Here is a 24147-nt window from a genome sequence, read left to right as displayed (position 1 = left end):
TTCCCTACACGACGCTCTTCCGATCTATGTGAAGTCTCCCTTAAAGGCCTGAAATCCCTATTGATCTCCCGTGCGGGCGCATTGCGGCGGAACGGGGGCAGGGGCTCTCACGATATAAAACATGGTTTCTCGGCCGTTGATGGACAGAGGACGCGCAAACGTCCTTGTCGAACAAGGCTGTAGCGCCGCCATCCGCAAAAATAATTCACCCTTTCATGGTTCGCCTGGCCTACGCCGGCCTCCGTTATCGCCGTGAGCTACGTCGCTTGGAAAGCCAAGTAAATCGGTTCCCGGGCGCGCTGCACCCACCATTCCTCACCCCTCGATGGAGAACTGACATGACCCGAGGTCTTCCCCGCACGCTTGCCCGTGCCGCTTCGCGCGAGGCTGGCCTTGCCCCGCCCAAACTCGGCCTGAAGGCGGTCACCAAAGGACTGGGCGGCTCCTACCGCACCGTCTTCACCTTTGCCGGCATGCAGGTACCGGTCACCGACGCGCTGGCCTATGCCAGCCAAAAGATCTTCGACTTTTCCGACGGCAAGGTGCGCATCAAGGGCGGCACGGCCAGGTTGCAGTTCGCCGTGCTGACCGCCCGCGCCTCGACCATCAACGACAGTGCGGCACTGACCTGGTCGCTTGGTTCGGCGGCGGCGGCGAGCGCGACGCTGGCCGGCACCATGGTCAATGTGCTGGCCTCGACAGCGCGTACGCTGGACGGCGCCGTGGCCGCGCCGTCGACGGCTTCGGCGGCCGACATCGCGCCCGCCGCGACGCTCGATGGCACGACGACGCCGGTCGATCTCTATCTCAACCTCGCCTTCGCCAACGGTACGGACATCGACGCCGACGGCACGCTGGCGGTGACTGGGACGGTGACGCTGCTGTGGGAGAATTGGGGGGACAACGCGTAGACGTCGACGCTGCTGATCCCCCCAGGAGTGGGGAGATTGGCAGCTTTGCCGCCGGCTCATTTCTAACCAAAGGAAAACATCACATGACAGATCTGGCAGACACCGGGTCCGTGGCGGCGCGTGCGCAGCCGGCGGGCAACCCAGTACGGCCACCGGCCAACGGGGATAATGGGTCCGCCCCGGCGACCGGTAAAAGTTGGTTTGACGGTCTTTCCGAAGGCAACCGCAAGCTTGCTGAAGCCAAGGGCTGGACCAGGGCCGAAAATCTCGATCGGGTTTTCACGTCCTATGCGGAGCTGGAGCGGCAGCAGGGTGAAAGCCTGCGCGTTCCCGGCCCGGATGCATCTCGGGAAGACTGGGATAAGTTTCACGCCCGGCTGCCCGAGACCATGCGTCCGGTCACGTCGTCCGAGAAGGTCGAGTACCGCAGGCCGGAAGGCTTGCCGGAGAACTTTGCCTATTCGGACGAGCTCGCCAATGCGTCCAAGGCCTGGGCGGTCGAAGCGGGTGCAAGCCCGAAGATCGCGCAGGCCTACCATGACAGGTTCGTCGGCTACATGGCCGAGCAGGCGCAAGCGCAGCACATCGCGCTCGCTCGTTCGGTCGAAGCCACCCATGACGACCTCGTCAAGGATTGGGGGCCGACCGACAGCGACGGCTTCCGCCAGAAGCTTGAGGTCGCCAACCGGGCGATGAAGAAGCTCGGCCTTGTCGACGCCTACAAGGCGAAGGGCATCCTTCTGCCTGACGGGGCGCTGACCGATCCGCGGATCGCCAAGGCGTTTCAAGCCATTGGCGAAGCGATGTTCCGGGAGGACACGATCGACGGCGGGGCGCGTTCGAACGGAGGCAATCCGTTCAAGCGCAATGCCTCCGGCGAACGCAACCTGACGGCCATCTCGGCCCTCGTCAAAAGCGACCCCGCACGTGCCCGGCGCCTGGCTCGCGAGGCCGGAGAAAACCCCGACCGCTGGATGCCGAACAACCCCCTCTAGGCTGTGCCGACATTCAGGTGATCCCGGCCGACCTGAATCTCAACACACCGTCACCACCAAACTCAACCCTGAAGGAAGACAAAAATGGCAGACGCCTACACCCGTATCGCGGACGCGATCGTTCCGTCCGTCTATGCGCAATATGCTTTCGAGGAACACGTCCAGTCGCTCGAAATCTATCAGGCCGGAATCCTATTTTCCGACCCCACCATCTCGTCGAAACTGTCGATGGGCGGCCGCTCGGTCGACATGCCCGGCTGGAAGGATCTCGGCAACGACCCGTCAGAGCCGGTCAACGACGATCCGGCCGATTCTATCGAAATGAAGAAGATCGGATCGCGCCGCGAGATCGCCGCCCGCAACGTCCGCGCCCAAGCGTGGGGGGTTCCGGACCTGACCTCGATTCTGGCGGGTGATGATCCGCAGAAGCTGATCGTCAAACGGCAGACCGAGTACTGGCAGCGCGCCAACAAGCTGACCCTGCTCGGCATCCTGAAGGGCGTCGTCGCCGACAATATCGTCAACGATGCCGGCGACCTCGTGCGCACCACCGGCGCCTCCATCGTCGACACCGACATCATCGAGGCTGCCTACCTGATGGGCGACCGCGCGGACAAGTTCAAGACGATCTGGATGCATTCCAAGCAGATGAAGGCGCTGAAGCTCGCCGACCTCATCGACTACGTGCCGTCCTCCGAGCAGGGCGGGCCGCTCATCCCCTACTACATGGGGTTGCGCTGCGTGGTCGACGACGACATTCCGGTGGCGGCGGGCGTCTACACCGCCTTCATGTTCAAGGAAAAGGCGATCCTGTGGAACGAACTGCCGGTCAACACCGAGGGCGGGCCGCTGGAGTTCGACCGCAAGCCGCGCCAGGGCCATGGCGGCGGTGTCACCGAAATGGTCGGCCGCCGTCATTTCGTCCCGCATGTTCCCGGCACCCGCTTCCTCGACGCCTCCTCGGCCGGCGAGTTCGCCACCGATGCGGAACTGGCGCTGGCGGCGAACTGGGACCGCACCGCGTCGAGCGTCAAGAATATGACGTTCATCGCGCTGAAGACGACCGAGGCTTGATCAAGCCAAGGCTAGGGGGCGGGGGCGATAAGCTCCCGCCTCTTGCAAAAAATGATCTAATTGTAATGCGTGCCGTAACTGTTTAATTTTCGAAGGCAGCTAGAATGCGGTCTACTGCGGCGCGAGAATATTGGTTTGAACTGGTTCCTCCCTGCCATCACAATAGGCCTTGTCCTCTCGGCGCCGTTCCAATTGTACGGAGGCCATCTTCTCGGAGAGGAAATCGAGACTGACCCTCCAAAGGGCAATTCCCTATATTCGATGCTCTATTCCATTTCGAGCTGGGCAAAATATGGAGCCCTGAAGCGACAAGCAGACCGCGGTGATCGTTTCGCCTGGTGGTGCCTGCTCCTCTTTGGCATCGGGCTGGTGTGGTGTGCTCTCATCGTCCTGGGGATGTTCTCCAGCCCGATTTGGCGAAAGTGGCTGCTCTAACAGGCTCGGGTTAGCCGAAGGCCGGGCTTTGAGCCGCGATCCTTCGCGCCCCCCTCTGGCCTGCCGGCCGGAGGGGGGACGCCGTAGAGCGCCTGCCATCGCGAAATAGCAAATACGCCGCCTCCGAGCGGCTTTTTTCATGCCCGCAACAACCACGACCCACGAGGCGCTGACCCATGGCCATCACCCCGACCGATATTGCCAACATGGCGCTCGCCGTGCTCGACGAGGCGCCGATCGACAGTCTAGATCAGGACGTCAAGGCGGCGCGGCTGCTGAACCTGCATTTCGACCTGACGCGCGAAGCGGAGCTGACCAAGTGCGCCTGGGTGTCCGCGATCCTGCGCGCCACGGTCGCCGGAGCAAACACCGGCGGCGGCGATTGCGGGTTGAACGTCGCTTACGAACTGCCGGCGGATTGCCTGCGGCCGCTGCCGCTGACGCATAATGGCGAACCGGACGGCTTGCCGGTCTCCTGGCGCCAGGAGGCGGGGCTGATCTATTCGGACCAGCCCGGTCCGCTCGTCATCCGCTACATCGCCAACCTCACCGACCCCAACGACTGGGACGCGCTGTTCACCGAGGTGCTGGTGGCCGCGCTTGCCATCAAGGTCGCGCATCCGCTGACCCACAAGTCGGGCATGATCGACATTGCGCGCTCGGCCTACGACCGGGCGCTGGACGCGGCCTTCAACGGCAATGCCATCCAGCGCGGCGGTCGTCTCTACAGCGCTTCGTGGTCCAGCCAACGCGGCGACAGCAGGAGCGCACGCTGATGACCACGCTCTATCCGCTTCAGGATGTCTTCACCCGTGGCGAAATCAGCCCGCGTTTGCATGCCCGCGCGTCGCTCGACTTCTATCGGGCGGCGCTCGCCAGATGCGAGAACTTCGTCACGCTGCCGCATGGCGGCATCCGCAAGCGCGGCGGCACCTATTTCGCCGGCGAGGTCAAGGCATCGGCCAAGAAGACGCGACTGATCCCGTTCATCTTCTCGGCCGAGCAGGCCTATGCGCTCGAATTCGGCGCCCAGTATATCCGCGTCTACGCCTATGGCGCGCGCGTCGGCACGGTGGAGGTGGCTTCGCCTTATCTGGAGGCGGATCTGTTCGAACTCGCCTATGTCCAGTCGGCAGACCAGATGTGGATCACGCACAAGGACTATCCGCCGAAGGTCTTGACGCGCACCGCGCACACCGCCTGGGCGCTGACGGATTTCACGTTTCTCGACGGACCCTATGACGAGATCAACACCACGCCGACGACGCTGACCCCGGCGAATACCGGCCATGCCACGCCGAAGATGAGCGCAAGCACCGCGCCGAGCGGCAGGGTGAGCGATGACGGCACGGGAACCAACAGTTGGAGGGTGTTCGACCGCGACATCACGCAGGAGATCAAATTCGCGGCTGGCAGCAGCGGATTCGTCCAGTATCAATTTCCCGCCGGCCAGGGCAGGGCCGTGAATGCCTACTGGCTTGCCGCGTCGGACAATGTCTCGTCGAATTCCGACATGCCGACGCAGTGGACGCTGTCGGGATCGAATGACGGCACCAATTATGTGTCCCTGGACGGGCGATCCGGCGAGGTCGGTTGGTCCGGGTCCGAAGTGCGGTTCTACGACTTCCAGAACAAGACAGCTTATGAATACTACAAATTCGCCTTTTCGGGCGGCGGCGGTGGCGATGCGGTGAACTGCAGTGTTGCCGAGATCGCCATGGCCGAGAGCGGCGATACGATGGCGCCCTTCGACCTGACGGCATCTTCCGTCGTCGGAATCAATCACGACGCCGGGTTCCAGCCGGCCGATGTCGGCCGCTCGGTGCGCCTGCTGGGCGCCGACACTATGTGGCGCTGGGCCAGGATCACCAGCGTCACCAGCACCATGGCGGTCAAGATCAGGCTCTTCGGCCATGCGCTGCCCGATACCTCGCCGATCACCCGCTGGCGGCTCGGCACTTTCGTGCCCGGCAAATATGTCGAGGCGGGCTCCCTCTACGAGGAGCGCCTAGCCTTCAGCCGTAAATTCTCGGTCTATGCCTCGGCCACTGGCGACTTCGACAATTTCGCGCTCGGCGAAAAGGATGACGATGCGCTGGAGTTCGTCCAGGCCGGCGGCGGACAGGCCAACGACATCGTCTGGATCGCCGATTCCGACGGCGCGCTGCTGATCGGTACGTCCGGCGGCGTGCGTGCCTTGTCGGGCTCGGGCATCGACGAAGCGCTGACGCCGTCCTCGTTCAAGAACCGGCGCTCGCGCACCTTCGGTTGCGCCCGCATCCGTCCGGTCGATGCCGGCCAGTCGTTCCTCTACGTCACGCGCTCGCGCAAATCGATCGCCGAGCTGACGCAGACCGCGCAGAGCCGCTTCTCCTCGGACGATGTCGGCCAAATTTCCGAGCACATCCCCAAACAGGGCGTGGTCGAGCTTGCCTTCCAGACCGACCCCGACCCGTTGCTGTGGTTTCCGCTCGATAATGGCGAGCTTGGCGGTTACACGCACCAGCCATCCCAGGATGTCAGAGGCATGCACCGGCATCGCCTGGGCGGCGGCTTCAGTGGCGTTGGCTGGGCGGCTGTCGAAAGTGCCGTCGTGACGCCCGGGCGAGACGGCAATGACGACCTGTGGCTGGTGGTCAAGCGCACCATTGGCGGCGTGACCAAGCGCTATATCGAGATCAAGACCGCGCCGTTCGAATATGGCGCCGTCGCCGAAGCCTTCGAGGTCGATTGCGGCCTCACTTATACGGGCCTCGCGGTGACCACGGTGGGCGGTGCGATGCATCTCGCCGGCCAGTCCGTCGATGTGCTGGCCGACGGCAAGGTCTATCGCGGCCTCGTTGTCAGCGGCGGCGGCACGGTGACGCTGCCTGGCGGCTCGGCCGCCGCCCAATGGCAGCTCGGGCTGCCCTATGCGGCGGGCGCCGACACGCTGGAGCTCGATGTCGGTGGCCGCGACGGCTCCATCGTCGGCCGCCGCAAGAAAGTGGCGAAGGCGATCCTGTCGCTGCTCGAGACCGACACNACCGACACCACGGGGCTGGAAGTGCAGTCCTTGATGCGCGGCCGCTGGGAACCGGTGCGCCTGCCTTCGATCGTCGCGCCGAACGGGCGGGCAACACTGTTCACCGGCAATGTCGAAGTGCCGATCGACGACAGCTGGGAAGGGCAGGGGCGGGTGCGCATCCGCCATGTCAATCCGACGCCCTGCACGATCAGGGCGCTCACGCCGGTGTTCGACGCCGAGCCGTAGGTAACGCCAATGCCGGATGTGCCATCTCCCCCTGGTGGGAGATGGCAGCTTCGCCAGCCGCTCATCACCCCATAAGGATCCTTCCCAATGACATCCCTCCATGCCGAGCAACTCGGCAGGGCGCGGACGGCTGCCGAATACGCGGTCGTCATCGCCTTGCTCGACACCGACCTCAACAATGCGTTCACCCGCAAGGCCGAACTGGCCGGGGCCGAGGACCGGGCGGTCTTCGGTGACGGCGATCTTGCCGTGGCGCGGGCCGCGCTCGACGATTGCAACGACCGGATCGCGCTTCTGGAAAAAGCCATCGATGCCGCCGGCAAGCGACGCGCGGAAGCCGCGCGCAGCGAAGCCCGTGCCGATATCACCGCGCTTGGCGACGAGACCAAGGCCAGGGCAGCCGTGCTTGGCGAGCGCTGGCGCGGCGTTCGTCTGCTGGTCGAGCGGCTGCGCCAGGAATTGTTCGAAGCCGATGCGCTCGCCCGCGCCATCGCCACAGCCAACGGCCTATTCGACGCCGCCGGCGTCACCGAGATGAAGGTGAACCTCACCACCACACGCCGCGCTGCCATGGCCGGCTCGCGGGCCGCGGCGCCCTCCCGCCTCAGCCGGCCGGCGCTGCAGGCCGACAGACTGCTCATCTCCTTCCTCAGTCCCGGCGGCACGCTCGATCCGCGCCCGACGCTCGGGGCGCCGGTCGAGCGCTCCGAAGGCAATCGCCTCGGCGTCAGGCGTCCCAAAGGCAAATTCACTCCTGGAAGCAAACCCCTTGGCGAACGAGGCTAAACCATGTGCACACTTGCCCTTCTCGGCACGGCTCTTTCGGTCGGCGGCACGCTGGTGGAAGGCCAGCAGCGCAAACAGACGGCCGACTACCAGGCCAGGGCCTATGAGCAGCAGGCCCTAGCCGAGGCGCAGAATACCGCCCTGGAACTGAGCCGGGAACGTCACAAGCAGGACCTCCTGCAGGCGCAGGCTCGCGCCAAGGCCGGCGCTTCCGGCGTCGGCATTGCGGGCTCGCCGGCCGAGGTGCTGGCGGCGAACGCACGGCAGGGCCAGGCCGACCTCGACGCGATGCTGTACGGCTCTCGGCTGCGCCAGAACAACCTCGACGGTCAGGCTGCGTTGTCGCGCATTTCCGGCAAGCAGGCGGTGGGGGCGTCGATCTTCAGCGCTGGCAGCGCGCTCGTTGGCGGCCTCGCCAAAATCCCGGATTCAACTAAGGCGCCGGCCTTGAGCGCGATGGCTGGCACGGTGCCGAAACGGTCGGTGGTGTTCCGCGGCTCGCCACTTGGCGCGCAGTAGGAAAGGGATGATCGATGGTCCATGTCATTCCTCTCTCCGTCGACCGGCGCCGGGTCGATTTGGGCGATGTGGTTCTGTTTCCGGCGGATCTCCCGTTGGGGGCACAGGGCAGATCAGACTTGGGCAAAGCAGCCGAGTTGGGTTTGCGGGACTCGCATACAGAAGTCACGAAGCTCATTCCTACGCCGCAACATAAGCTTGGCTAACTTACCGCCGTCGATAGAGAGCCAAGCAGTGTCTGGCGTAGTCTAGCGCGGGTGCTGGTTGTCTCCGGGGAGCCGGCAAGGCATCTCGTTGCTAGGCATCACGCTCATGGTCGCCGCCGATAAGGCTGTGGCGTCCGCGATGTCTGGCAACGTCGGCGACACGGTTCTCAATGCCTTAGGGGCAATCCCCACTGAGCAACTGGCGACCGTCGGTCTGCAACAAGCGGGCTTCGCGAATTGAGCTGAGACCTGCCTTTCAGCCTGTCTGATAAGAATTGCAGTGACAGTGCACTTTAGCGCTATCGCCTTACCTGACTGGAGTGAACCTCCGGACCGAACCGTGGAAAAGAGTGCGCCGTCACCGCAATTTCCGTCCAGACGGGGTGCACTGTTGCAGCCGTCCCGACGGGTCCCTTGCTATTTTCTCTTTTGGTGACGCGTACTTCGATGATCATCGAACCGTTTGGACTTCAACTGAGAGGCACGCACCTTCGCATATGTCGGTTGGCGATCTTTTTGTAGGGGAGGGCTGATTGCATCGCGCGCTCGTATCCACGTCCTGACCGGCGCATAATGCCGAGCTTTTCTTGCCCACAAATACGAATTGCCGGGTTGAGCCGACAGTTTGCCGACCCGGCAAATTGCATTGGATCAATGCGCTCTGTTGGGCGCTGATCCTCGGATCGACAGCCGCCGCGGCATCGGCGGTAAGAAGCGCAAGTCCCGCCGGTATCGCTAGTAGGGCTTCGTTGCGCCGCCAAGCGCGGCTGCATCCCTATCATCTTCAAGTCCCGTCCGCCCGGAAATTCAATGGAGCAAGCCTCATGGCCCGACCCGCTACCGCCGCCGTTCGCCTGCTGACCGGCGAACGCGAACCCGTGCGCCTGGCGACCACTGCGAACCTCGAAACTGTCATCGTCGACGGCGTCGCGTGGATCGAGGGGCTCAAGGCCATGGATGGGGTCCAGACGGCGGTCGGCGACCGCGTTCTGGTCAAGGACCAGGACGACGCCAGGCTGAACGGCATCTACACCGCCTCGCAAGGTTTCTGGTATCGCGCAGCCGACGCCCGCACCAGCCGCACCATGCAGAAGGGCACGACGGTGCATGTACAGGAAGGCGCGGTGTCGGCCGGTTTCGTCTATGCCTTCCAGACGCTGGCGCCTGCCGTCGGGCGCGACGACATCACGCTTGCCTTCTTCAGCTCCGACGATCTTGTCGGCGACGCGACGGCGGCGGTGAGGGACGAGCTGGCCGGCGTCATCGCCGAGGCGGAGCGCGCCCGCGATCTCGCCCAGCAATATGCCGCCGACGCCGCCATGGTGTCGGGCGTCAACGTGCCGATCTACGTGTCGGTGGCCGCAGCTGCCGGCGCCACCATCGCCGCTGGCGTCAAAGCCATCCGCACGCAGTTCTACGCTCCGGTCTTCAACACGCCGGCAACCCTTGTCGGCGGCGCCAACTACGCCCGCATGTCGCTGGCGGCAATCACCGCCGGCGGATATCCGGCGCTGGCATATTTCCGCTCCACCGATCGCTTCATGCCGGATGGAACCGTGGATGCGGTGGGCGGCGGATATTGGGTGCTGAGGGAGAGCATCCTCGATCTTTGTATGCTCGGCGCTGGGCTGGGAAACGCCAACGCTGATACGGCGGCGATCATTGCTGCTGTCCACATCGTCGACGGAAAGAACTGCGGCAACATTCGGCTGCCGCCTACTGCCATCACAGTCAACCAGACGATCGACATCATGTTCGGGCAGTTCAATATTGAAGGCTTCGGCCGCAACATATCGACCGTTACCAGCGCGATGGTCAATGGAACGCCGCTCTTCCGGCTTGTCGGCCATACCCTGCGGCTTGGCTTTCATGATTTCAAGGCGGTTGGCAATCAACTGACCGGCGCCGCCGGCAACGGCCACGCATTTGCGCTTTGGGACACTGATGGCGTCGGCGCTGGCTCTGCGCTTCCGCAATCGGTGATCATGGAGCGAGTTGTCATCGACGGCTTTCGCGGCACTGGCCCAGAGGGCGGGCCACTGGACAGCCTCGGATCGATACCAGCATGCGGCGTTAACAACAAAGGCGGTTTAGGCTGCGTCTTCCGCGATGTCGAGATCCTACGCTGCGGCGGCGGTATCTATATGGGCAACACTCAAAACTGCTTGATCGACAATCCACTGTTATCGCAAATCGATCGGTTTGGCATTCTCGATTATCGCTCTGCCTCGTTGCGCATCATCAATGGTGACGTTCAGGATTGCTGTGGAGATGGAACGGACCTGACAGTCCCAGCGGCGATCCCTACGGGCAATATAGTCTCGTACTTCGGCAATGGAACAGTCATTGAGGGTATGAAGACCAAGGGCGCCGGCGGCAATTGCCAGATTTATGTTCGTGATGGAGCCGGCGTGAAAATCCGGAAATGCTGGCTCCAAGTCTACATGGTCGCGGACGTGTCCCACAACGGCATTATTGTCCATCGTAGCACCGGCTTCGCGGTGGATGACAACATGTTTGACATGTCGCAGTCGCCGTACTTGGCGACCCAGAAGAACCAGGGTATTCAGATCACCAATGATCAGGCCAACGACCCGGTCAGTGGCTCGGTAAGCGGCAACCAGTTTCGATTTTCTCCTGGCATGGGGATTTCGTCGTTCATTCGGATCGGCGCGCCATCGGGCAATAGGCTTTTTGGCGGTTTAATGGTCGAGAACAACGTGTTTGGCGGCTTCCTCGCGCCAAGCTCGGGCTGCACGGTCGATGACGGAATTCTTGTCCAGAATGCAAAGCTCGTCGGCTGCCGTTTAGTCAACAATGTTTTCGACGCCACGACAGGAGTGACATTCACCAATGGCGTCCGCTTCACAAACGTCACCGATGGTGGGAAGAACTGGCTCGTTGGGAACGCCATGAACGTCAGTGGCGGCGCGATCCTGACCGCCTTCAGCGGCATCACTGAAAGTGAGTTGCGCACCGTTGGGCAGATATTTGTCAACCCAACGCCCAGCATCCCAACCGGCACGACGTTAACGATTCAGGTCGCAGTACCAGGGGCGGCGCGTGGTGACATAGTTACAGGTGTTGGCTTCACGGCCGATCTCCTGGGCTGTACGATCCGAGATGCTCGCGTCGTCATGGCCGATAGCGTGGACATCATCATCGCCAACGACACAGGAGTTACCAAGGATCCCGGTAGCGGCGTGATGACGATTGTCGTTCGTAAGTGGCAGTTCGGCGGTTGATCATTGTAATAGAGTGTCGCCAAAGCACATCGCTACGATGTTGCCGACCACCATCAGCCAGAAGAACGCTTGGAAGAAGACGTTGCCCCAGATTGAACCGAAGACCTTTACGAAAGCGACCCGCCAACTGTCGATCTCTGCAAGATATTTCTCGGCCATCCAACGGATCGATTTCATCGAAAAATGCCTTTGGCCCAGTAACCGAAGAAAATGACCTGGGAGGCCACGGCTGCCGTGAGTGTGAGTCGCCGCCATTGAACATCGGGGATACCGGAGATTGCCACCGCCAAGGCAGGTAGGGAAAGGGCGACGAACCGAATGCCGTTCTGATTGTAGAGATACATCGCAAAGCAGAGCGACGATGCAAGTAGGCCTATGAAGGCCGCAAACTTCCGACTGAACATCTGATTGAAGAAAATAAACGGCACAGCATAAGCCGTGACCATAATCGTCAGTAGGAATCCGCTTGTGTTAACCTCGATCGTCGCGCGCCTGTCACCGATAGAGCCGAGTAAGTAACTTTTGAGGAGGGTTGCAGCGACGACAACGGCGCCGATGTAACCGGCCGAGATCAGGATATGATGCCGTCGAGCCACATTGAAACGGGTGATCAATTGACCGACCGCAAACGCTCCAACAAAGACCAGTACGGCCGAATGAATGAACGTGGCCACCGCAACGAAACCATACTTGAGAAGGCGCCATGGCAATAGAAGTGCAAGATACATCGCAGCCATTGCCGTGGCGGATCGCACTTGTGAAAAAGCTAGGTCGACCAGCTGGGGGTGAACTAACAAAAGAAGATAGGCAGGAGCGGAAGCCTTGACCGCTACGTATGTGCTAAAAATCAGAAGTGCAACGAGTGCCAACGCGGAAAAAATGCTGCGCAGCTCGAAGCTTTCCTTGAGCGCGTAGATGCTTTTTCGCCACAAATATTCCTGGGCATACCACTCGACGACAGAGGCCGCGTCTGCAGACACGTAGTAGGCGCCATTGTCGAAATTCATGATGTAGTTTTGCAGATCTGGGAAAGGCACGCCTCGAATTGCCACCCAGTCCACCGTCCAAACAGCAAGTGCGAACATTGTTCCGATTGCGAGCCTTATAAACAACTCGGCTCGTCCACCATGTGTGTGCTGTATTCCGGGCGATGACGAGTATAGCTGGCTCATTAGCGTCTGCCCCCCCAGGCATAGGCTCTTGAGTCCGACGCCACGAGTCGGCGAATTTCGTACAACCCTTGCCGTTTGATCTGCTCGACCGCTTCGACCACACCCTCAAATTGGCCTGGCGTGACGTCGTCGAAGACGATCATGTCACCGGGCTGCTGAAGGGCGGCAACCGCCTGGTATCCGAGCAGGACGTTCTTCTTTGTGTGCTGCGCGTCGATGAAGGCGAAGTGGATGCGGTTCACGCCGACCTTCGGTAGCTGAAACAATGAATCGCCTTGCAGGAAGACGATCCGGTCGGCAAGCCCCTGCCAGGGCTGAAGCAGCTCGGCACGTGTCTTCCTGCCTTCGTGATCGTCAATGCAGTTCCAGTAGATGCGGCGTTGATGGGGGAGAACGTCGACCGTGATCACATGGCCGGCGGCTCCGGCGTCGGCCATCGCCTTGGCCATGCAGATCGTTGAAAAACCTCGCGCCGTGCCGGTCTCGACGACGGTCGTGAACGGCTCGGGTTTGTCCACCAATCGGCGGCGAAGCAAGCTGTAAAGCACGCGCCCGTGCGGATAGGCGAGCGCGCTCGTCTTGATGGTGATCTGGGTGTGCAGGCCCAGCTCGTCGAGCCAGTCGCGGTCAATGGCGAATCCGGTTTCCGCCTCCAGCCTGTCGATCTCCGGAAACGGCACCTATCGCGCCGCTTCGAACAACTGCAGGTAGTCCGCCTTCGGCGCACGCGGTGCCGCACCCAACGGATCGATATTGTGCCGACGATCGATGGCGGCCGCCAGACTGTTGAAGACCAGGCGTTGCGCGGCGCCAATATAGTTTCTCATCCGAAACCCGTTCGTCCTGGAATTGCATTTTTCTATCACGTGTCGGCCCGCGTGCAAGGCGGGATGCCAGACAACGCACAGTTACCGAGGGCTGGTCCGCTTGTCGTAGGGATTGGCATCCCGGGAGACGGCATGGCCGACTTCCTGCGTCGACCAAAACCATCACAACGCGAAGGAGAAATACCCATGGACCGCAATTTCGCGCGGGCGCTTGCGCTTGTTCTGAGATCCGAAGGTGGCTGGTCGGACAATCCGGCCGATCCGGGCGGCGCCACGATGAAGGGTGTCACGCTGGCGAACTTCCGCCGCTACGTGAAGGCCGACGCCAGCAAGGCCGATCTGCGCAAGATCGGGGATGACCAGGTGGCAACGGTTTTTCGCCGGTTCTATTGGGATGCCGTGCTGGGTGCCGAGTTGCCAGACGGCGTCGACTGCGCCGTGTTCGATTTCGCGGTGAACAGCGGACCGGGCAGGGCAGCGAAGTATCTGCAAGCGGTGGTGGGAGCTGCCCAGGACGGGCGCATCGGGCCGGCCACGCTCGCAGCGGCCAGGGCAAAACCGGCCGGCGTCGTGATCGACGGGCTCTGCGATGCGCGCCTGGCGTTCCTGCAACGCTTGCCGACATGGGCGACATTCGGGCGCGGCTGGTCGGATCGGGTCAAGTTGGTGCGGGCGCAGGCATTGCTGATGTCGGCGCCGGCGGCTGTATCCGCGCGGCCTGCAAAACCGTCGCCGCAAGCAGCTCCGCCAAAGGCCGAAACGCCCGTCGGCACCGTGCTGGCGGCCGAGCCGGCGTCGCCAGCGCCTGACAATTCCGGAATGCCGATGGCCGCGAAGACTGGCGGTATCATCGCCGCCTGCGTGCTCGTCATCCTCGCCGCCTGGCACCATTTCGCCGTCGCCCTTGAAGGGATGTTCTGACAATGGCCACAGTTACCCAGCCGACCACCCGTCCAACCAACAAGCTGACGGCCGCCACGATCGCCGCCGCAGCCGCCTCCGTTGCGGGCGTCATCGTACGCAACTTCTGGCCATCCTGGTACGACGCCGAGACATGGGCATCGCTTCTGCCGATAGCGATCTTTGCCGTCGGCTATCTTGTCAAGGATGAGCCAAACCGATGAGCGCGCTAATGTCTTTCCTGCTCACCAATCCGACCATTCTGGGGGTTGGCGCCGCTATCCTTGCGGCATTCGGCTGGGGTGTTCGCCAGCGGCTGGCCGGCGAACGCGCGGAGCGCGCGCGACAGGCTGCCACCGAGGCCGAGGCGCGCGCGATTGCCGACCAGGTCCAGAACGATATCGGTGCGCTGCCGTCCGCCGCCGCCCGAAAGGAGCTCAAATCATGGGCAAGGGATTGATGCTCGCCTCGGTCGTGGCCGTGATATCAGGCTGCGCCACTGCCAAGGGCGGATTTTGCGTGGTGTCGAGCCCGCTGCGCCTGTCGGCGGCAGCAGTCGATGCGCTGTCGGATGGCGAGGTCAAGGCGTTGCTGGCGCACAACCGCAAGGGCGAAAGACTGTGCCGATGGAAACCATGATGATGGTCGCGAGGACGGTCAAATGATGCACGATCTCTTCGGCCTGCTCGGCATCAAGGGGCCGGTCGTCGCCGCCGGTCTCGCCGGCGGCGTCCTGCGGGCTTTGTCGCGTCATCGCTACAAGCTGCGAGAACTGGTCGCGTCGCCAATCTGCGGCGCGCTTGCCGCCGCCTATTTGACGCTGCCCGTGGTCCAGTATGCCCGCGCCACCGGGCTGCCGCTGGCCGGTGACGACACGACGACGCTTGCGGCTGCCTTCCTCATCGGCGTCTGCGCCATGTGGATCTCGGATATTCTGTTCGAGGTGATCGTGGGGAAGTTCGGGCCAGCCCCGGAGGACTGACGGCCGGCCTTGCCTTTCTTTGGGACCGGCACCTGAGGGCTCGATCGAACCAAAAGCCCGCCTTGGCTCACGCCGGGGCGGGCTTTTTTGCGTTTTCAGGCCGCTCATCGTTTCACGGAAACGGGGCCCTGCTCCTCTTCGGCGCAAGGTCGCAAAACCGTGGATCAGGCCAGGATGTTGACGGCGCGGGCCGCGACCAGCGCGATCGTGAGCAGCGAAATCATCGCCTCCGCCATCATCAAAAGCTTGGCGCGCTGGGAAAGCGGCAAGGTGTCGGTTGGCGAAAACGCCGTCGCATTGGTAAAGGCGAGGAAGAAATAATCAACGAAGCCAGGCAGCCAGTCGCGGATCTCGCGATCGTCCAGGGTCATTTGCGGAAACAGGAAATCGGCATGGGCGCGTTTGACCAGTCCGCAGGTCGGCGGCCCGCCGCGGTCGGTGCTCCAGAACCACAAGGCGAAGACGATGATGTTGGTGAGCCAGATATTGAGCGCATCCACCAGCAGTGTCTGGCCGCTGCTGCCGGCATGTCCCGCCAGCAATACGCGCACCAGCAGCACCAGCGAACCGCAGTTCATGACGCTGACTACGCCGGTCATTACCAGGGCCGTCCTGCGGATCATGACGCGAAAACGGCCGACGAGATACCAGTGCTCTTCCTCGACCGCTTTCTGGCTGGCGACCTGCGTCCAGGCGGTGGCCACGGACAGGGGCACGAGCAGCGCGGCCTCCAGCGCCGGCGCCAGCCAGCGAGGGCCGAACGAAAGATCGTTGATGACCAGAAGCTGCAGGCAGATGATGACAAGGACCGCCGCGCGCGCCAGCCAGAAGTCGAGCGCGCGGTGGTGGATGACGGCATGCTGGTGACGCATCGAATGTCCGGGATGCTGAAGTGGGATCGGGTGTGCGGCCCGTTCTGCCCGGGGGAGGGCAATAAAACTCCGAGATTCCCGCTCAATCTTGGTGTTGCAATGGCACGCAAGTATACTTTTTTGTAAGCTTTGACCTTGGGGCTATCGGCAAACCGGGCGATGTGATTTAAGCGCGGCATGGCGGGAATTGACGACTCCATGGATCGTTGGGTGCCGGCAGCACTGCCTGCCGTGGGCCTGGACTTGTCCTTGGTCTGGTCCGCCCTGCTTCGGCACCCTTGGGGTTTGCTGTCACTTTTGTGCCTGGTGCAGATCCTGTGCTGGACCATGGTGCCAACACTCATCGATCCCGCACCGCCCGGCGATGTCGTGGAAGGCTTCATGTGGGGCCGCGAATGGGTGCTTTTGACCTACAAGCATCCGCAACTCCCCGGCTGGCTGCTCGAGACCAGCCATCTCCTGACCGGATCGTTCCGCTGGCCGCAATATTTGGTGGCCCAGCTGACGATCTCGGCCACTTTCATCCTGGTCTACCTGCTGGCTCGCGACACGCTCGGGCGCGACAAAGCGCTGGCCGCCGTGCTTTTGATGCCGTCGATCTATTTCTTCGGCTGGCCGACGCCGCAATTCAATCACGATTATGCGCAGATGCCGTTCTGGGCGGCGATCTGCTGGCTTTTGTGGCGCGCCGGCCGTGGCGGCGGGGCGGGATGGTGGCTGGCGCTTGGCGTGGTATCCGGCATCGGGCTCTACGCCAAGTTCTCCACCTGCTTGCTGCTTGCCTTCGGCGGCCTCTGGCTGCTGTGCGACCCACGCGCGCGCAGCCGGCTGGCGACACCCTGGCCATGGCTTGGCCTGGCTGTGTTTCTCGCCGTCGTCGCGCCGCTTGCCATCGCGCTCTACCGCATCGATTTCCTGCCTTTGACCTACTTCGCCGGCCGCGATGCATGGGTGAGCGAGCACCGGGCGCGGCTCTATTATATCGGCGTCCAGATGGCGGGCCTTTCCGGCTTTCTCCTGGTGTTGGCGCTATCAGGGCTGTTGCGGCGCTCACCAGCCCCGCAAGTGCCGGTCGAGCGCCACACGCTCGTCTATCTCTGCTGGATGGGGCTTGGACCGGCGGTGCTGATCATGGTCGTCTCGTTGTTCACCGGCACCGGCGAAGCCTGGGGCGCACCGATGTACAATCTTGTCGGCGTCGTCGCGCTCGCCTTTCTCGGCCACCGGCTCGGTGCCGCCGAGATGAGAAGGCTGGCGATCTGCGCCTTCATCTGCATCGTGGCCATGTCGGGCGCCTATGGGGCGATCCGATGGACGGACTGCAATGTGCGCGGGCGCATGGACGCAGTCTGCTGGCCGGCGCGGCCGATCTCGGACGAGGCCGAGGCAATCTGGCACGCGGCGGCGCCGGGCCGGCTCGACATCGTCGGTGGCGACACCAATCTTGCCATGCTGGCTGGCCTCAACGCCTATGACAAGCCGTCGATCTTCACCGATCTCGATATGCGGTTCGCACCCTGGATCACAAGGCAGCGGTTGCGCGATCACGGCATGCTGATGGTCTGGTCGGGTCGTCACGTGCCGTCAAGGCTGCTGGCATGGGTGGACAAAATCCCGGTCAAGACCGTTCTTTTCAACTGGTCGCGCGAGGCACCGCCGGTGGCGATCAGTTTTGCCGTGGTTCCGCCGGGCACGCGACATCTGCCGGCTGCCGCCAGCAGCCGGACCCGGCATCCGCGCAGCTAGGGCGAACGGCTTCGTGCTATCCTTTTCCCTATAATACAACCGGACGGCCGCTCGTCTGACTGGACGAACCAGGCAACAGTGCCCATTTATGGCGCTATCCAAGTTTGTTGCCGCGCAATTCCCGACGGAGAGCCGCTACACTTCCGGAATTGCCTTTCAAGGAGACGTGACATGGCGACTTCGAGCGAACGTGCAGTGCTTGCCGGCGGTTGCTTCTGGGGCATGCAGGATTTGATCCGGCGCTTCCCGGGAGTCCTTGCCACGCGGGTCGGCTACAGCGGCGGCGACGTGCCGAACGCTACCTATCGCAATCATGGCACGCATGCCGAAGCCATCGAGATCACCTTCGACCCGGCGAAAATCAGCTTTCGTCAGCTTCTGGAATTCTTCTTCCAGATCCATGATCCGACGACGCGCAATCGCCAGGGCAACGATGTCGGCATGAGCTATCGCTCCGCAATCTACTACACCGATGAGGAGCAGAAGCGTGTGGCGGAGGACACTATCGCCGATGTCGACGCCTCCGGCCTGTGGCCCGGCAGGGTCGTCACCGAACTCGCGCCGGCCGGTGCGTTCTGGGAGGCCGAACCCGAGCACCAGGACTATCTTGAGAAATACCCCAACGGCTACACGTGCCATTTCGTCAGACCAGGCTGGAAGCTGCCGGTTCGTGAAAAGGCGGTTTCATAAGGTTCACCAGCCGTTTTGGCCGCAGGTGGGGTGTAAACGCTCGTCGATTGCCAGGATCATACGCATAAAGAGGCTGTTGGCCGCCGTCCGGCGGTTGACAGTTGGCTGCGTTGCTGGCCAACTGTGTAGGTTGATTGATCATTGGGGATTAGCATGAGGAAGATTTACGAAAAGCCGGTGTTGGTGAAGCGGGAAAGACTCTCAAGTGTTGCGGCGGGACCGCTTTCTTCCAAGGCAGCCTGACCGGCCTGGCTGGCTTTCGGGCCTGGCTGGCCGAGTTGTAACGGTGATCGAATTGCTGGCGCGGGGACGCTATGTCTTGCCCCGCTGGGCTTGAGAAGATGATTTCTTCCGAACCTGCGGCACTCGCCGGGCAACTCAATGCAATTTTCGTCCTGGATGTTTCTGCTTATACCGGGCCGCTGCTTTCCGGATGGATCGAGGCGGGAAACCGTGTTGGTGCGATCATCGTGTCTGGTTTTCAAAGCCCGTCCAGAGGCTTCAGCATTGGCAATTTTCGGCGCAGGCTGAGGCGCCGGCTTTTGCTCAGACGCTATCTCGGCAACACGCCGGTAAAGCTGATCGAATTCCGCCGGCCTTACGACTGGAACGAGCTTGGCCGGCAACTGCCTGACATCGCCGCGGATGTGCTGATCTGCTTCGCTTTCCCGACCTTGATCCCACAGCAGTTGCTCGACCTCTTTCCCAGGGGCGGGCTTAATTTTCATCCGGCACTGCTGCCCAACTATCGGGGGCCGCATCCTCTCCATCGTCTTGTCGCGGATGGCCAGCATGCCGTCCATGGCGGCGTGACACTGCATAAGATGTCGGCCAATTTCGACGACGGCGACATCCTCGGACAAGTGCCGTTCACCGAAGCAGACTGGGCATCGCGGCGGGATTTGGAGGACAGCGTGGCGAGCGCGATGCGCCGGTTGGTGTGTGAGGTGGCGCCAGCCTATTGCAAGAATTCGGTGTCGGGGATGCGGCAGCCAGCCGGTGATTTCGTCTGGGCTCGACTTGGGCGGGCCCACATGGCGATTTCGTCTGACATGTCGATCGGGCACGTTGCCCGGATGTGGCACGTATTGGGCGCTAAACCCGGTATCTATCTGGATGTCGCCGACCGCCAGATCAGGCTGGCCTTCCAGGTCAGGCGACTGGGTCCGCCAACCGGAAAGGGTCCGGTAAGGCGATGGGGGACGGTGGAGTTCGATCTTGCCAATGGCCGGGTCCGGCACCTCACCTACGGGCGCCTGCTCAAACGGCTGATGAAAATATATGCCTCGTTCGCACGCCCGCGGGCCGGCAAACCGTACGCTGAATTAAGGGTCTTTGGCGGGGTGGGTAGTGAAGCGGCACCAGAGCCGGCGGCGGGTAGTCGCGGACACTGAATCCCAATAATGGGAACCGCAGAAACTGCTTCCGCGGTTCCCATTATCGCGATGGCAAACTACTTTCCGCAGTTGTTGTCGTTCACGGTCGGCGCGGTGGCGTTGCCGTTGGCGTCCGTCTGTGCACCCTGCGGGTTGGTGGGGCAATTCTTGTCCGCATTGGAATTCATGTCGCCCGGCGTGGTGGTCGTGCTGTTGGTCGAGCCCGGATCGATCGTACTGGGCGAAGCCGGGGTGCTTGGGTCCACAGTGACGGACTCGCCGCTGCCGCCGGACCCATCCGCGCCGGCTGCGCTATTGCTTTGCGCCATGGCGGATGTTGCAAGGGCAATGGTGAAGGCCGAAGCCGCGAGGATTTTCATGAACATGATTTGTCTCCATTTCTGTGAACTCGTCGCCGGGAGCGGTGCACGGTTTCGCGGAAATCATGAACCGCTCTATCTCTTGTTCTGACACAATCCCGAACGGAAAATTGATCCTGGAATCGCGTCCAGCGACTGGTGGGACAACCCCTCGAAATGGCGAAGGTTCCAGACAAATTTCCGCGCCGGCGATGTCCAATTGCCCTGGCGCTCGAGCAATGCTTTGGCGCGGCTTGCCAAGAAACAGCTTCCCCAACCGGCCGAATGATGCTCTAACGCGCCCATCCACAGGGGTGCTCCGTACGGTCGGGGCTGAGACGGGGGCGGCAAGCCCACAGACCCTAGAAGCTGATCTGGGTAATACCAGCGGAGCGAGGCGGGCGATGTTTTCAGGCGCACAGGTTTCCCTATATCCAATGGCCGACGATTTCGTCGGCGTCATTCTGGGCGCGCTCGGCGCGCTCGATCCGTTCCGCGACAAGCTCAGGATCGAGACCGACGACATCTCGACCTTGCTGGTCGGGGCCCCCGAGGTGTTATTCCCTGCGCTGCGCGACCTTTTCGTGGCCGCGTCTGGCAGCGGCAGGCATTGCGTGCTGTCGGCCACCATTTCGCGTGGCTGCCCAGGCGAGCCGGACGATCCGATCTGCCGCTCCGACACGTTCGGCGGACCTGCCGGGCCACTCGGCCCGCGCAAGCAAGCCGCCATCACCGCGGTGCGCGGCGCGCCGGCCACTGGCCAGCCGGCGGCGGCGCAGTTCTCGCTCTATGTGATGGGTACTGACGACCACATGGACGAAATCTATGGCTGCATAGATTTCCTGAAGCAGTCCGGCGTCTACGATCGCTCCAAGAATTTCTGCACCAAGCTGCGCGGCGATGCCGGCGCGATCTTCTCGGCCCTCGATGAAGCCTTCTGCCGCTTCGGGCCCGGCGCCGGCCATGTAACCCTCGATGTCACGGTCTCGGCCAACAGTCCCACTGCCGTCTGAACGCTCGTGGTCTCATCGTCATTCAACCCGCGTAACGTCGCGGGCTTCTTCGCCAAAACAGCGCCGGCCGTGATATCGATCAGTTTGGTGCTAGTGGCCTGGGAACTGTACGCAAACATATCCGGCATCAAGCCGACGGTTCTGCCGGCGCCCTCGCGCGTCTTCGAACAGGCGATGCTCAATCGTGAAGCCTTGGTCGACAACGCCGTTCCCACGGTCCGCGCCACGCTGATCGGTTTTGCCTGTTCGCTCAGCGCCGCCTTCGCGCTGTCGATGCTGGTCGACTTCTTCCAGCCTTTGCGGCGCGCGCTGTTTCCCATCTTCATAGTCAGCCAGACCTTGCCGCTGGTCGCCATCGCGCCATTGGTGGTGCTGTGGTTCGGCTTCGGGCTGACGCCCAAGATCGTGCTGGTGGCGCTGGTCACGTTCTTCCCGATGCTGGTCGCGCTGGTACAAGGCTACGAGGCTACCGAGGTGGAGATCGGTCAGATGCTGCGTGCCATGGGAGCAGGGCGTTGGCGTGTCTTCTTGCTGGCACGATTGCCTTCGGCGCTGCCTTATTTCTTCGCTGGCCTCAGGATATCCATTACCTATGCCGTCGTCGGCGCCATCTTCGCCGAATATGCGGGCGCGGCCAAAGGGCTGGGCATCTACATGCTCAACGCCAAGAACAATTTCCGTCCCGACCTGGTGCTAGCCGCCGTCTGCGTCAGCGCAGCGCTCACCCTTATCCTGTTCGGGCTGACGATGCTGCTGCAGCGTCTTGCCATGCCCTGGGAAGGAGCCGCTGGCAGGCAAGGCGCTGGAAAAGGTCCAGAAGCATGAGCCGGCTCGAACTGCGGCATGTTCGCAAGGTGTTTGGCGGGCTCGATGTGCTCGCCGACATTTCGCTTCGTGTCGATGCCGGCGAATTCGTCTCGATCCTTGGACCTTCGGGAGCGGGCAAGTCGACGCTGTTTCAGCTTCTGACCGGCGCCGAGCATGGCGAGGGTGAGATGTTCTTCAACGGCGGGCCGCTCGACGATCATGGCAGGCATTTTGCCTTCATGCCGCAGCGCGACGCGCTGATGCCGTGGCGGCGCATTCTCGACAACACCACGCTCGGGCTCGAGGTGCAAGGCGTCAGCCGCAAGGCGGCACGGACGCGTGTGGCTCCGCTGTTTGCGGAGTTCGGGCTTGCCGGCTTCGAGTGGCACTTTCCAGCGCAGCTCTCGGGCGGCATGCGCCAGCGCACGGCGCTTTTACGCACCGTGGTGCAGGAACGCGATATGTTGCTGCTCGACGAGCCGTTCGGCGCGCTCGACGCCCTGACCCGCGCGGCCATGCAGCGCTGGCTCGAACAGATGTGGCGGCACCACCACTGGACGGCGTTGCTGATCACCCATGACGTGCGCGAAGCCCTGTTCCTGTCCGACCGCATCTATGTGCTGTCCGCGCGGCCTGCCCGGGTCGTGCGCGAGATCAAGGTGCCGCTGCCGCGCCCGCGCGATCCCGCCAGCGCGGCCACGCGGCAGGCCGAGGCACTCGAGGTCGAGATTCTCGACATTTTGCTCAACCCCCAGCCATCCAAAGGACATGACCATGACTGACTTGACGCGCAGGCAAGCCCTGCTGCTCACCCTTGCCGGCAGCGTACCGCTGATCACCGGATCGAGCCGCTCCTTCGCGGCAACGCGGACGGTCACAGTCGCCCTCGACTGGACGGTCAACACCAACCACATCGGCCTGTTCGTCGCCCGCGATAAGGGATTTTATCGGGAAGCCGGCATCGAGGTCGACATCCTGCCCTACAGCAATACCGGTGCCGGCGCGCTTGTCGCCAACCATGTCGCCGATTTCGGGATCAACGGCACCATCAGCCTGTTCACCCAGAAGACCGCAGGGGCCGATTTACAGGGCGTCTATGCCGTCGTGCAGTCCGAGACAGGCCGGCTGGTGTTCAATGCCGTGCGCAGCGAGATCAAAAGCCCGAAAGATCTAGATGGCCTGACCTATGGCGGTTTCGGCAGCGCCTGGGAGACGGCGCTGATCTCGACCATCATCCGTCACGACGGCGGCAAGGGCGATTTTGAGACGGTGACGCTGGGCACTTCCGCCTACGAGGCGCTGGCCAACGGTTCGGTCGACTTCACGCTCGAAGTGTCGACCTGGGAGGGCGTCGAAGCCGAACTCAGGGGCGTCAAGCAGCGCAGTTTCGTCTATGCCGACCATGGCGTCCCCGACGAGCACACGACGCTTATCTCTTCGAGCGAAGCGTATCTCCAGGCGAACCCCGAACTGGCGTCGTCCTTCATCAAGGCAACGCGGCGCGGCTACCAATTCGCCGTCGATCATCCAGGGGAGGCCGCCACGCTGCTGATAGCCGCCAACAAGGATGCCCTGACCAATCCGGCCTTGATCCACGCCTCGCTGAAGGCACTGATCGAGGGCTATTATCTGCGCGGGCAAAGCGGTGCCATCGGGACGTTGGACACTGCCAAGATGGAAGCGATCGGCAACTACCTCTTCGCCGCCGGCATTCTGCGCGACGCCGACGGTAAGGTTCTGCCCCAGATCTCGGATTTCACTGGGTATTTCAGCAACACATTTCTGGGGTAGCTGGCCAATCCCTAAGGAGAGGATCGACTCGGGCGGAACCCCTTCCTGGCGATCCTCGAAGCGGAGACAATCCGCACGGCCGTGCTTTGCGTCTCGCATGCCTTTCGGCGGCGCAGTTGCCGTTCTGATGCCGATAGATCTTGTCGGTTAACCACCCAGCAATGGTTGCGTGCAAAGGTCCCCCCGAG

General features: G+C 62.5%; 27 protein-coding genes and 1 riboswitch. Of the genes, 21 read left to right on the top strand and 6 right to left on the bottom strand.

The features are described 5' to 3' along the window. Window positions 1-338 precede the first annotated feature (338 nt). The 9 genes from X739_RS162435 (at window position 339) to X739_RS162480 (ending at window position 11424) form a co-directional block, all read left to right on the top strand. On the top strand, window positions 339-911 hold the full coding sequence (locus tag X739_RS162435) for a hypothetical protein (RefSeq protein WP_023769488.1): 573 nt from the start codon (window positions 339-341) through the stop codon (window positions 909-911). Window positions 912-994: 83 nt separating this feature from the next. After that, window positions 995-1906, top strand: a complete 912-nt coding sequence (locus X739_RS162440; RefSeq protein ID WP_023769489.1) for a hypothetical protein — start codon at window positions 995-997, stop codon at window positions 1904-1906. Between the two features lie 84 nt (window positions 1907-1990). Next, on the top strand, window positions 1991-2980 hold the full coding sequence (locus X739_RS162445; protein WP_023769490.1) for a hypothetical protein: 990 nt from the start codon (window positions 1991-1993) through the stop codon (window positions 2978-2980). Between the two features lie 611 nt (window positions 2981-3591). Continuing rightward, window positions 3592-4191, top strand: coding sequence for a hypothetical protein (locus X739_RS162455; RefSeq protein ID WP_023769492.1), 600 nt, complete (start codon window positions 3592-3594; stop codon window positions 4189-4191). Beyond that, on the top strand, window positions 4191-6668 hold the full coding sequence (locus tag X739_RS162460) for a hypothetical protein (protein ID WP_023792488.1): 2478 nt from the start codon (window positions 4191-4193) through the stop codon (window positions 6666-6668). Before X739_RS162455 ends, X739_RS162460 begins: the two co-directional genes overlap by 1 nt. Window positions 6669-6755: 87 nt before the next feature. Then, window positions 6756-7454, top strand: coding sequence for a hypothetical protein (locus tag X739_RS162465; protein WP_023769494.1), 699 nt, complete (start codon window positions 6756-6758; stop codon window positions 7452-7454). Between the two features lie 3 nt (window positions 7455-7457). Further along, on the top strand, window positions 7458-7973 hold the full coding sequence (locus X739_RS162470) for a hypothetical protein (RefSeq protein WP_023769495.1): 516 nt from the start codon (window positions 7458-7460) through the stop codon (window positions 7971-7973). Window positions 7974-8285: 312 nt separating this feature from the next. Beyond that, window positions 8286-8420: a hypothetical protein gene (locus X739_RS1000000171105; protein WP_023769497.1), complete on the top strand. Its 135-nt coding sequence runs from the start codon at window positions 8286-8288 to the stop codon at window positions 8418-8420. Between the two features lie 583 nt (window positions 8421-9003). Further along, window positions 9004-11424 carry a hypothetical protein gene (locus X739_RS162480; RefSeq protein WP_023769498.1) on the top strand — a complete coding sequence of 807 codons (2421 nt, stop codon included), beginning with the start codon at window positions 9004-9006 and terminating at the stop codon, window positions 11422-11424. Here the strand turns inward: X739_RS162480 and X739_RS1000000169105 are convergent, their stop codons facing one another. From X739_RS1000000169105 to X739_RS1000000169100, 4 genes are all read right to left on the bottom strand, one after another. Further along, window positions 11425-11601, bottom strand: coding sequence for a hypothetical protein (locus X739_RS1000000169105; RefSeq protein ID WP_023769499.1), 177 nt, complete (start codon window positions 11599-11601; stop codon window positions 11425-11427). It abuts the gene before it with no gap. Next, entirely contained in the window at window positions 11598-12509 is a 912-nt protein-coding gene (locus tag X739_RS162485) for a hypothetical protein (protein ID WP_023769500.1), read from the bottom strand. The genes X739_RS1000000169105 and X739_RS162485 overlap by 4 nt, the downstream gene beginning before the upstream one ends. Before the next feature lie 86 nt (window positions 12510-12595). Continuing rightward, window positions 12596-13276, bottom strand: a complete 681-nt coding sequence (locus X739_RS26180) for a class I SAM-dependent methyltransferase (protein ID WP_023792467.1) — start codon at window positions 13274-13276, stop codon at window positions 12596-12598. Beyond that, window positions 13277-13423 (bottom strand): hypothetical protein, encoded by a 147-nt coding sequence (locus X739_RS1000000169100; protein ID WP_023792464.1) that lies wholly within the window; start codon window positions 13421-13423, stop codon window positions 13277-13279. Between the two features lie 186 nt (window positions 13424-13609). Between X739_RS1000000169100 and X739_RS162490 the strand changes: the two genes are divergently transcribed. Genes X739_RS162490 through X739_RS162510 form a run of 5 tightly spaced genes read left to right on the top strand, consistent with a single transcriptional unit; the run spans window position 13610 to window position 15305 of the window. Further along, window positions 13610-14344 (top strand): glycosyl hydrolase 108 family protein, encoded by a 735-nt coding sequence (locus tag X739_RS162490; RefSeq protein WP_023792461.1) that lies wholly within the window; start codon window positions 13610-13612, stop codon window positions 14342-14344. Between the two features lie 2 nt (window positions 14345-14346). Continuing rightward, window positions 14347-14547, top strand: coding sequence for a hypothetical protein (locus X739_RS162495; protein WP_023769503.1), 201 nt, complete (start codon window positions 14347-14349; stop codon window positions 14545-14547). After that, window positions 14544-14783, top strand: a complete 240-nt coding sequence (locus X739_RS162500; protein WP_023769504.1) for a hypothetical protein — start codon at window positions 14544-14546, stop codon at window positions 14781-14783. The genes X739_RS162495 and X739_RS162500 overlap by 4 nt, the downstream gene beginning before the upstream one ends. Then, the gene (locus X739_RS162505; RefSeq protein ID WP_023769505.1) at window positions 14768-14962 is read left to right on the top strand and encodes a hypothetical protein; all 195 of its coding nucleotides are present in this window, start codon (window positions 14768-14770) and stop codon (window positions 14960-14962) included. The genes X739_RS162500 and X739_RS162505 overlap by 16 nt, the downstream gene beginning before the upstream one ends. 25 nt (window positions 14963-14987) lie before the next feature. Continuing rightward, entirely contained in the window at window positions 14988-15305 is a 318-nt protein-coding gene (locus X739_RS162510; protein WP_023769506.1) for a hypothetical protein, read from the top strand. A 164-nt stretch (window positions 15306-15469) separates the two neighbouring features. On the opposite strand, the gene X739_RS162515 is transcribed toward X739_RS162510, so the two are convergent. Further along, window positions 15470-16177, bottom strand: coding sequence for a hypothetical protein (locus X739_RS162515; RefSeq protein WP_023769507.1), 708 nt, complete (start codon window positions 16175-16177; stop codon window positions 15470-15472). Between the two features lie 249 nt (window positions 16178-16426). Here X739_RS162515 and X739_RS162520 point away from each other — a divergent pair, with 249 nt between their 5' ends. The 3 genes from X739_RS162520 (at window position 16427) to X739_RS162530 (ending at window position 20007) form a co-directional block, all read left to right on the top strand. Beyond that, entirely contained in the window at window positions 16427-17923 is a 1497-nt protein-coding gene (locus tag X739_RS162520; protein WP_245273772.1) for a glycosyltransferase family 39 protein, read from the top strand. A gap of 171 nt (window positions 17924-18094) precedes the next feature. After that, window positions 18095-18613 (top strand): peptide-methionine (S)-S-oxide reductase MsrA, encoded by a 519-nt coding sequence (gene msrA, locus X739_RS162525; RefSeq protein WP_023769509.1) that lies wholly within the window; start codon window positions 18095-18097, stop codon window positions 18611-18613. Window positions 18614-18954: 341 nt separating this feature from the next. Next, entirely contained in the window at window positions 18955-20007 is a 1053-nt protein-coding gene (locus X739_RS162530) for a formyltransferase family protein (protein WP_023792453.1), read from the top strand. A gap of 59 nt (window positions 20008-20066) precedes the next feature. Here X739_RS162530 and X739_RS162535 read toward each other — a convergent pair whose 3' ends face one another. After that, the gene (locus X739_RS162535) at window positions 20067-20375 is read right to left on the bottom strand and encodes a hypothetical protein (RefSeq protein ID WP_023769511.1); all 309 of its coding nucleotides are present in this window, start codon (window positions 20373-20375) and stop codon (window positions 20067-20069) included. Between the two features lie 273 nt (window positions 20376-20648). Beyond that, window positions 20649-20762: riboswitch (TPP riboswitch) on the top strand. On the opposite strand from X739_RS162535, the gene X739_RS162540 reads away from it, so the two are divergent. From X739_RS162540 to X739_RS162555, 4 genes are all read left to right on the top strand, one after another. Then, a complete protein-coding gene (locus tag X739_RS162540; RefSeq protein WP_023769512.1) occupies window positions 20753-21361 on the top strand; it encodes a YkoF family thiamine/hydroxymethylpyrimidine-binding protein in 609 nt (202 codons plus the stop codon). (Overlaps the previous riboswitch by 10 nt.) Before the next feature lie 6 nt (window positions 21362-21367). Then, window positions 21368-22186 carry an ABC transporter permease gene (locus X739_RS162545; RefSeq protein ID WP_023769513.1) on the top strand — a complete coding sequence of 273 codons (819 nt, stop codon included), beginning with the start codon at window positions 21368-21370 and terminating at the stop codon, window positions 22184-22186. Then, on the top strand, window positions 22183-22950 hold the full coding sequence (locus X739_RS162550) for an ABC transporter ATP-binding protein (RefSeq protein ID WP_023769514.1): 768 nt from the start codon (window positions 22183-22185) through the stop codon (window positions 22948-22950). Before X739_RS162545 ends, X739_RS162550 begins: the two co-directional genes overlap by 4 nt. Beyond that, window positions 22943-23959, top strand: a complete 1017-nt coding sequence (locus tag X739_RS162555; protein WP_023769515.1) for an ABC transporter substrate-binding protein — start codon at window positions 22943-22945, stop codon at window positions 23957-23959. Before X739_RS162550 ends, X739_RS162555 begins: the two co-directional genes overlap by 8 nt. Window positions 23960-24147 lie beyond the last annotated feature (188 nt).

It is taken from the genome of Mesorhizobium sp. LNHC209A00, assembly GCF_000502915.1.
Taxonomy (GTDB): Bacteria; Pseudomonadota; Alphaproteobacteria; order Rhizobiales; family Rhizobiaceae; genus Mesorhizobium.
This window is presented reverse-complemented; position numbering and strand designations above follow the sequence as displayed.

Excerpts from the sequence above, each read along its gene's own strand:
- X739_RS162505 (WP_023769505.1), top strand. The coding sequence starts at position 14,768 with ATGGGCAAGGGATTGATGCTCGCCTCGGTCGTGGCCGTGATATCAGGC.
- X739_RS162515 (WP_023769507.1), bottom strand. The coding sequence starts at position 16,177 with ATGCGTCACCAGCATGCCGTCATCCACCACCGCGCGCTCGACTTCTGG.
- X739_RS162510 (WP_023769506.1), top strand. The coding sequence starts at position 14,988 with ATGCACGATCTCTTCGGCCTGCTCGGCATCAAGGGGCCGGTCGTCGCC.
- X739_RS162555 (WP_023769515.1), top strand. The coding sequence starts at position 22,943 with ATGACTGACTTGACGCGCAGGCAAGCCCTGCTGCTCACCCTTGCCGGC.
- X739_RS162440 (WP_023769489.1), top strand. The coding sequence starts at position 995 with ATGACAGATCTGGCAGACACCGGGTCCGTGGCGGCGCGTGCGCAGCCG.
- X739_RS162490 (WP_023792461.1), top strand. The coding sequence starts at position 13,610 with ATGGACCGCAATTTCGCGCGGGCGCTTGCGCTTGTTCTGAGATCCGAA.
- X739_RS162465 (WP_023769494.1), top strand. The coding sequence starts at position 6,756 with ATGACATCCCTCCATGCCGAGCAACTCGGCAGGGCGCGGACGGCTGCC.
- X739_RS162455 (WP_023769492.1), top strand. The coding sequence starts at position 3,592 with ATGGCCATCACCCCGACCGATATTGCCAACATGGCGCTCGCCGTGCTC.
- X739_RS162485 (WP_023769500.1), bottom strand. The coding sequence starts at position 12,509 with ATGTTCGCACTTGCTGTTTGGACGGTGGACTGGGTGGCAATTCGAGGC.
- msrA (WP_023769509.1), top strand. The coding sequence starts at position 18,095 with ATGGCGACTTCGAGCGAACGTGCAGTGCTTGCCGGCGGTTGCTTCTGG.
- X739_RS162470 (WP_023769495.1), top strand. The coding sequence starts at position 7,458 with ATGTGCACACTTGCCCTTCTCGGCACGGCTCTTTCGGTCGGCGGCACG.
- X739_RS162500 (WP_023769504.1), top strand. The coding sequence starts at position 14,544 with ATGAGCGCGCTAATGTCTTTCCTGCTCACCAATCCGACCATTCTGGGG.
- X739_RS1000000169105 (WP_023769499.1), bottom strand. The coding sequence starts at position 11,601 with ATGAAATCGATCCGTTGGATGGCCGAGAAATATCTTGCAGAGATCGAC.
- X739_RS162495 (WP_023769503.1), top strand. The coding sequence starts at position 14,347 with ATGGCCACAGTTACCCAGCCGACCACCCGTCCAACCAACAAGCTGACG.
- X739_RS162445 (WP_023769490.1), top strand. The coding sequence starts at position 1,991 with ATGGCAGACGCCTACACCCGTATCGCGGACGCGATCGTTCCGTCCGTC.
- X739_RS162435 (WP_023769488.1), top strand. The coding sequence starts at position 339 with ATGACCCGAGGTCTTCCCCGCACGCTTGCCCGTGCCGCTTCGCGCGAG.
- X739_RS162540 (WP_023769512.1), top strand. The coding sequence starts at position 20,753 with ATGTTTTCAGGCGCACAGGTTTCCCTATATCCAATGGCCGACGATTTC.
- X739_RS162480 (WP_023769498.1), top strand. The coding sequence starts at position 9,004 with ATGGCCCGACCCGCTACCGCCGCCGTTCGCCTGCTGACCGGCGAACGC.
- X739_RS1000000169100 (WP_023792464.1), bottom strand. The coding sequence starts at position 13,423 with ATGAGAAACTATATTGGCGCCGCGCAACGCCTGGTCTTCAACAGTCTG.
- X739_RS162535 (WP_023769511.1), bottom strand. The coding sequence starts at position 20,375 with ATGTTCATGAAAATCCTCGCGGCTTCGGCCTTCACCATTGCCCTTGCA.
- X739_RS162530 (WP_023792453.1), top strand. The coding sequence starts at position 18,955 with ATGATTTCTTCCGAACCTGCGGCACTCGCCGGGCAACTCAATGCAATT.
- X739_RS1000000171105 (WP_023769497.1), top strand. The coding sequence starts at position 8,286 with ATGGTCGCCGCCGATAAGGCTGTGGCGTCCGCGATGTCTGGCAACGTC.
- X739_RS162550 (WP_023769514.1), top strand. The coding sequence starts at position 22,183 with ATGAGCCGGCTCGAACTGCGGCATGTTCGCAAGGTGTTTGGCGGGCTC.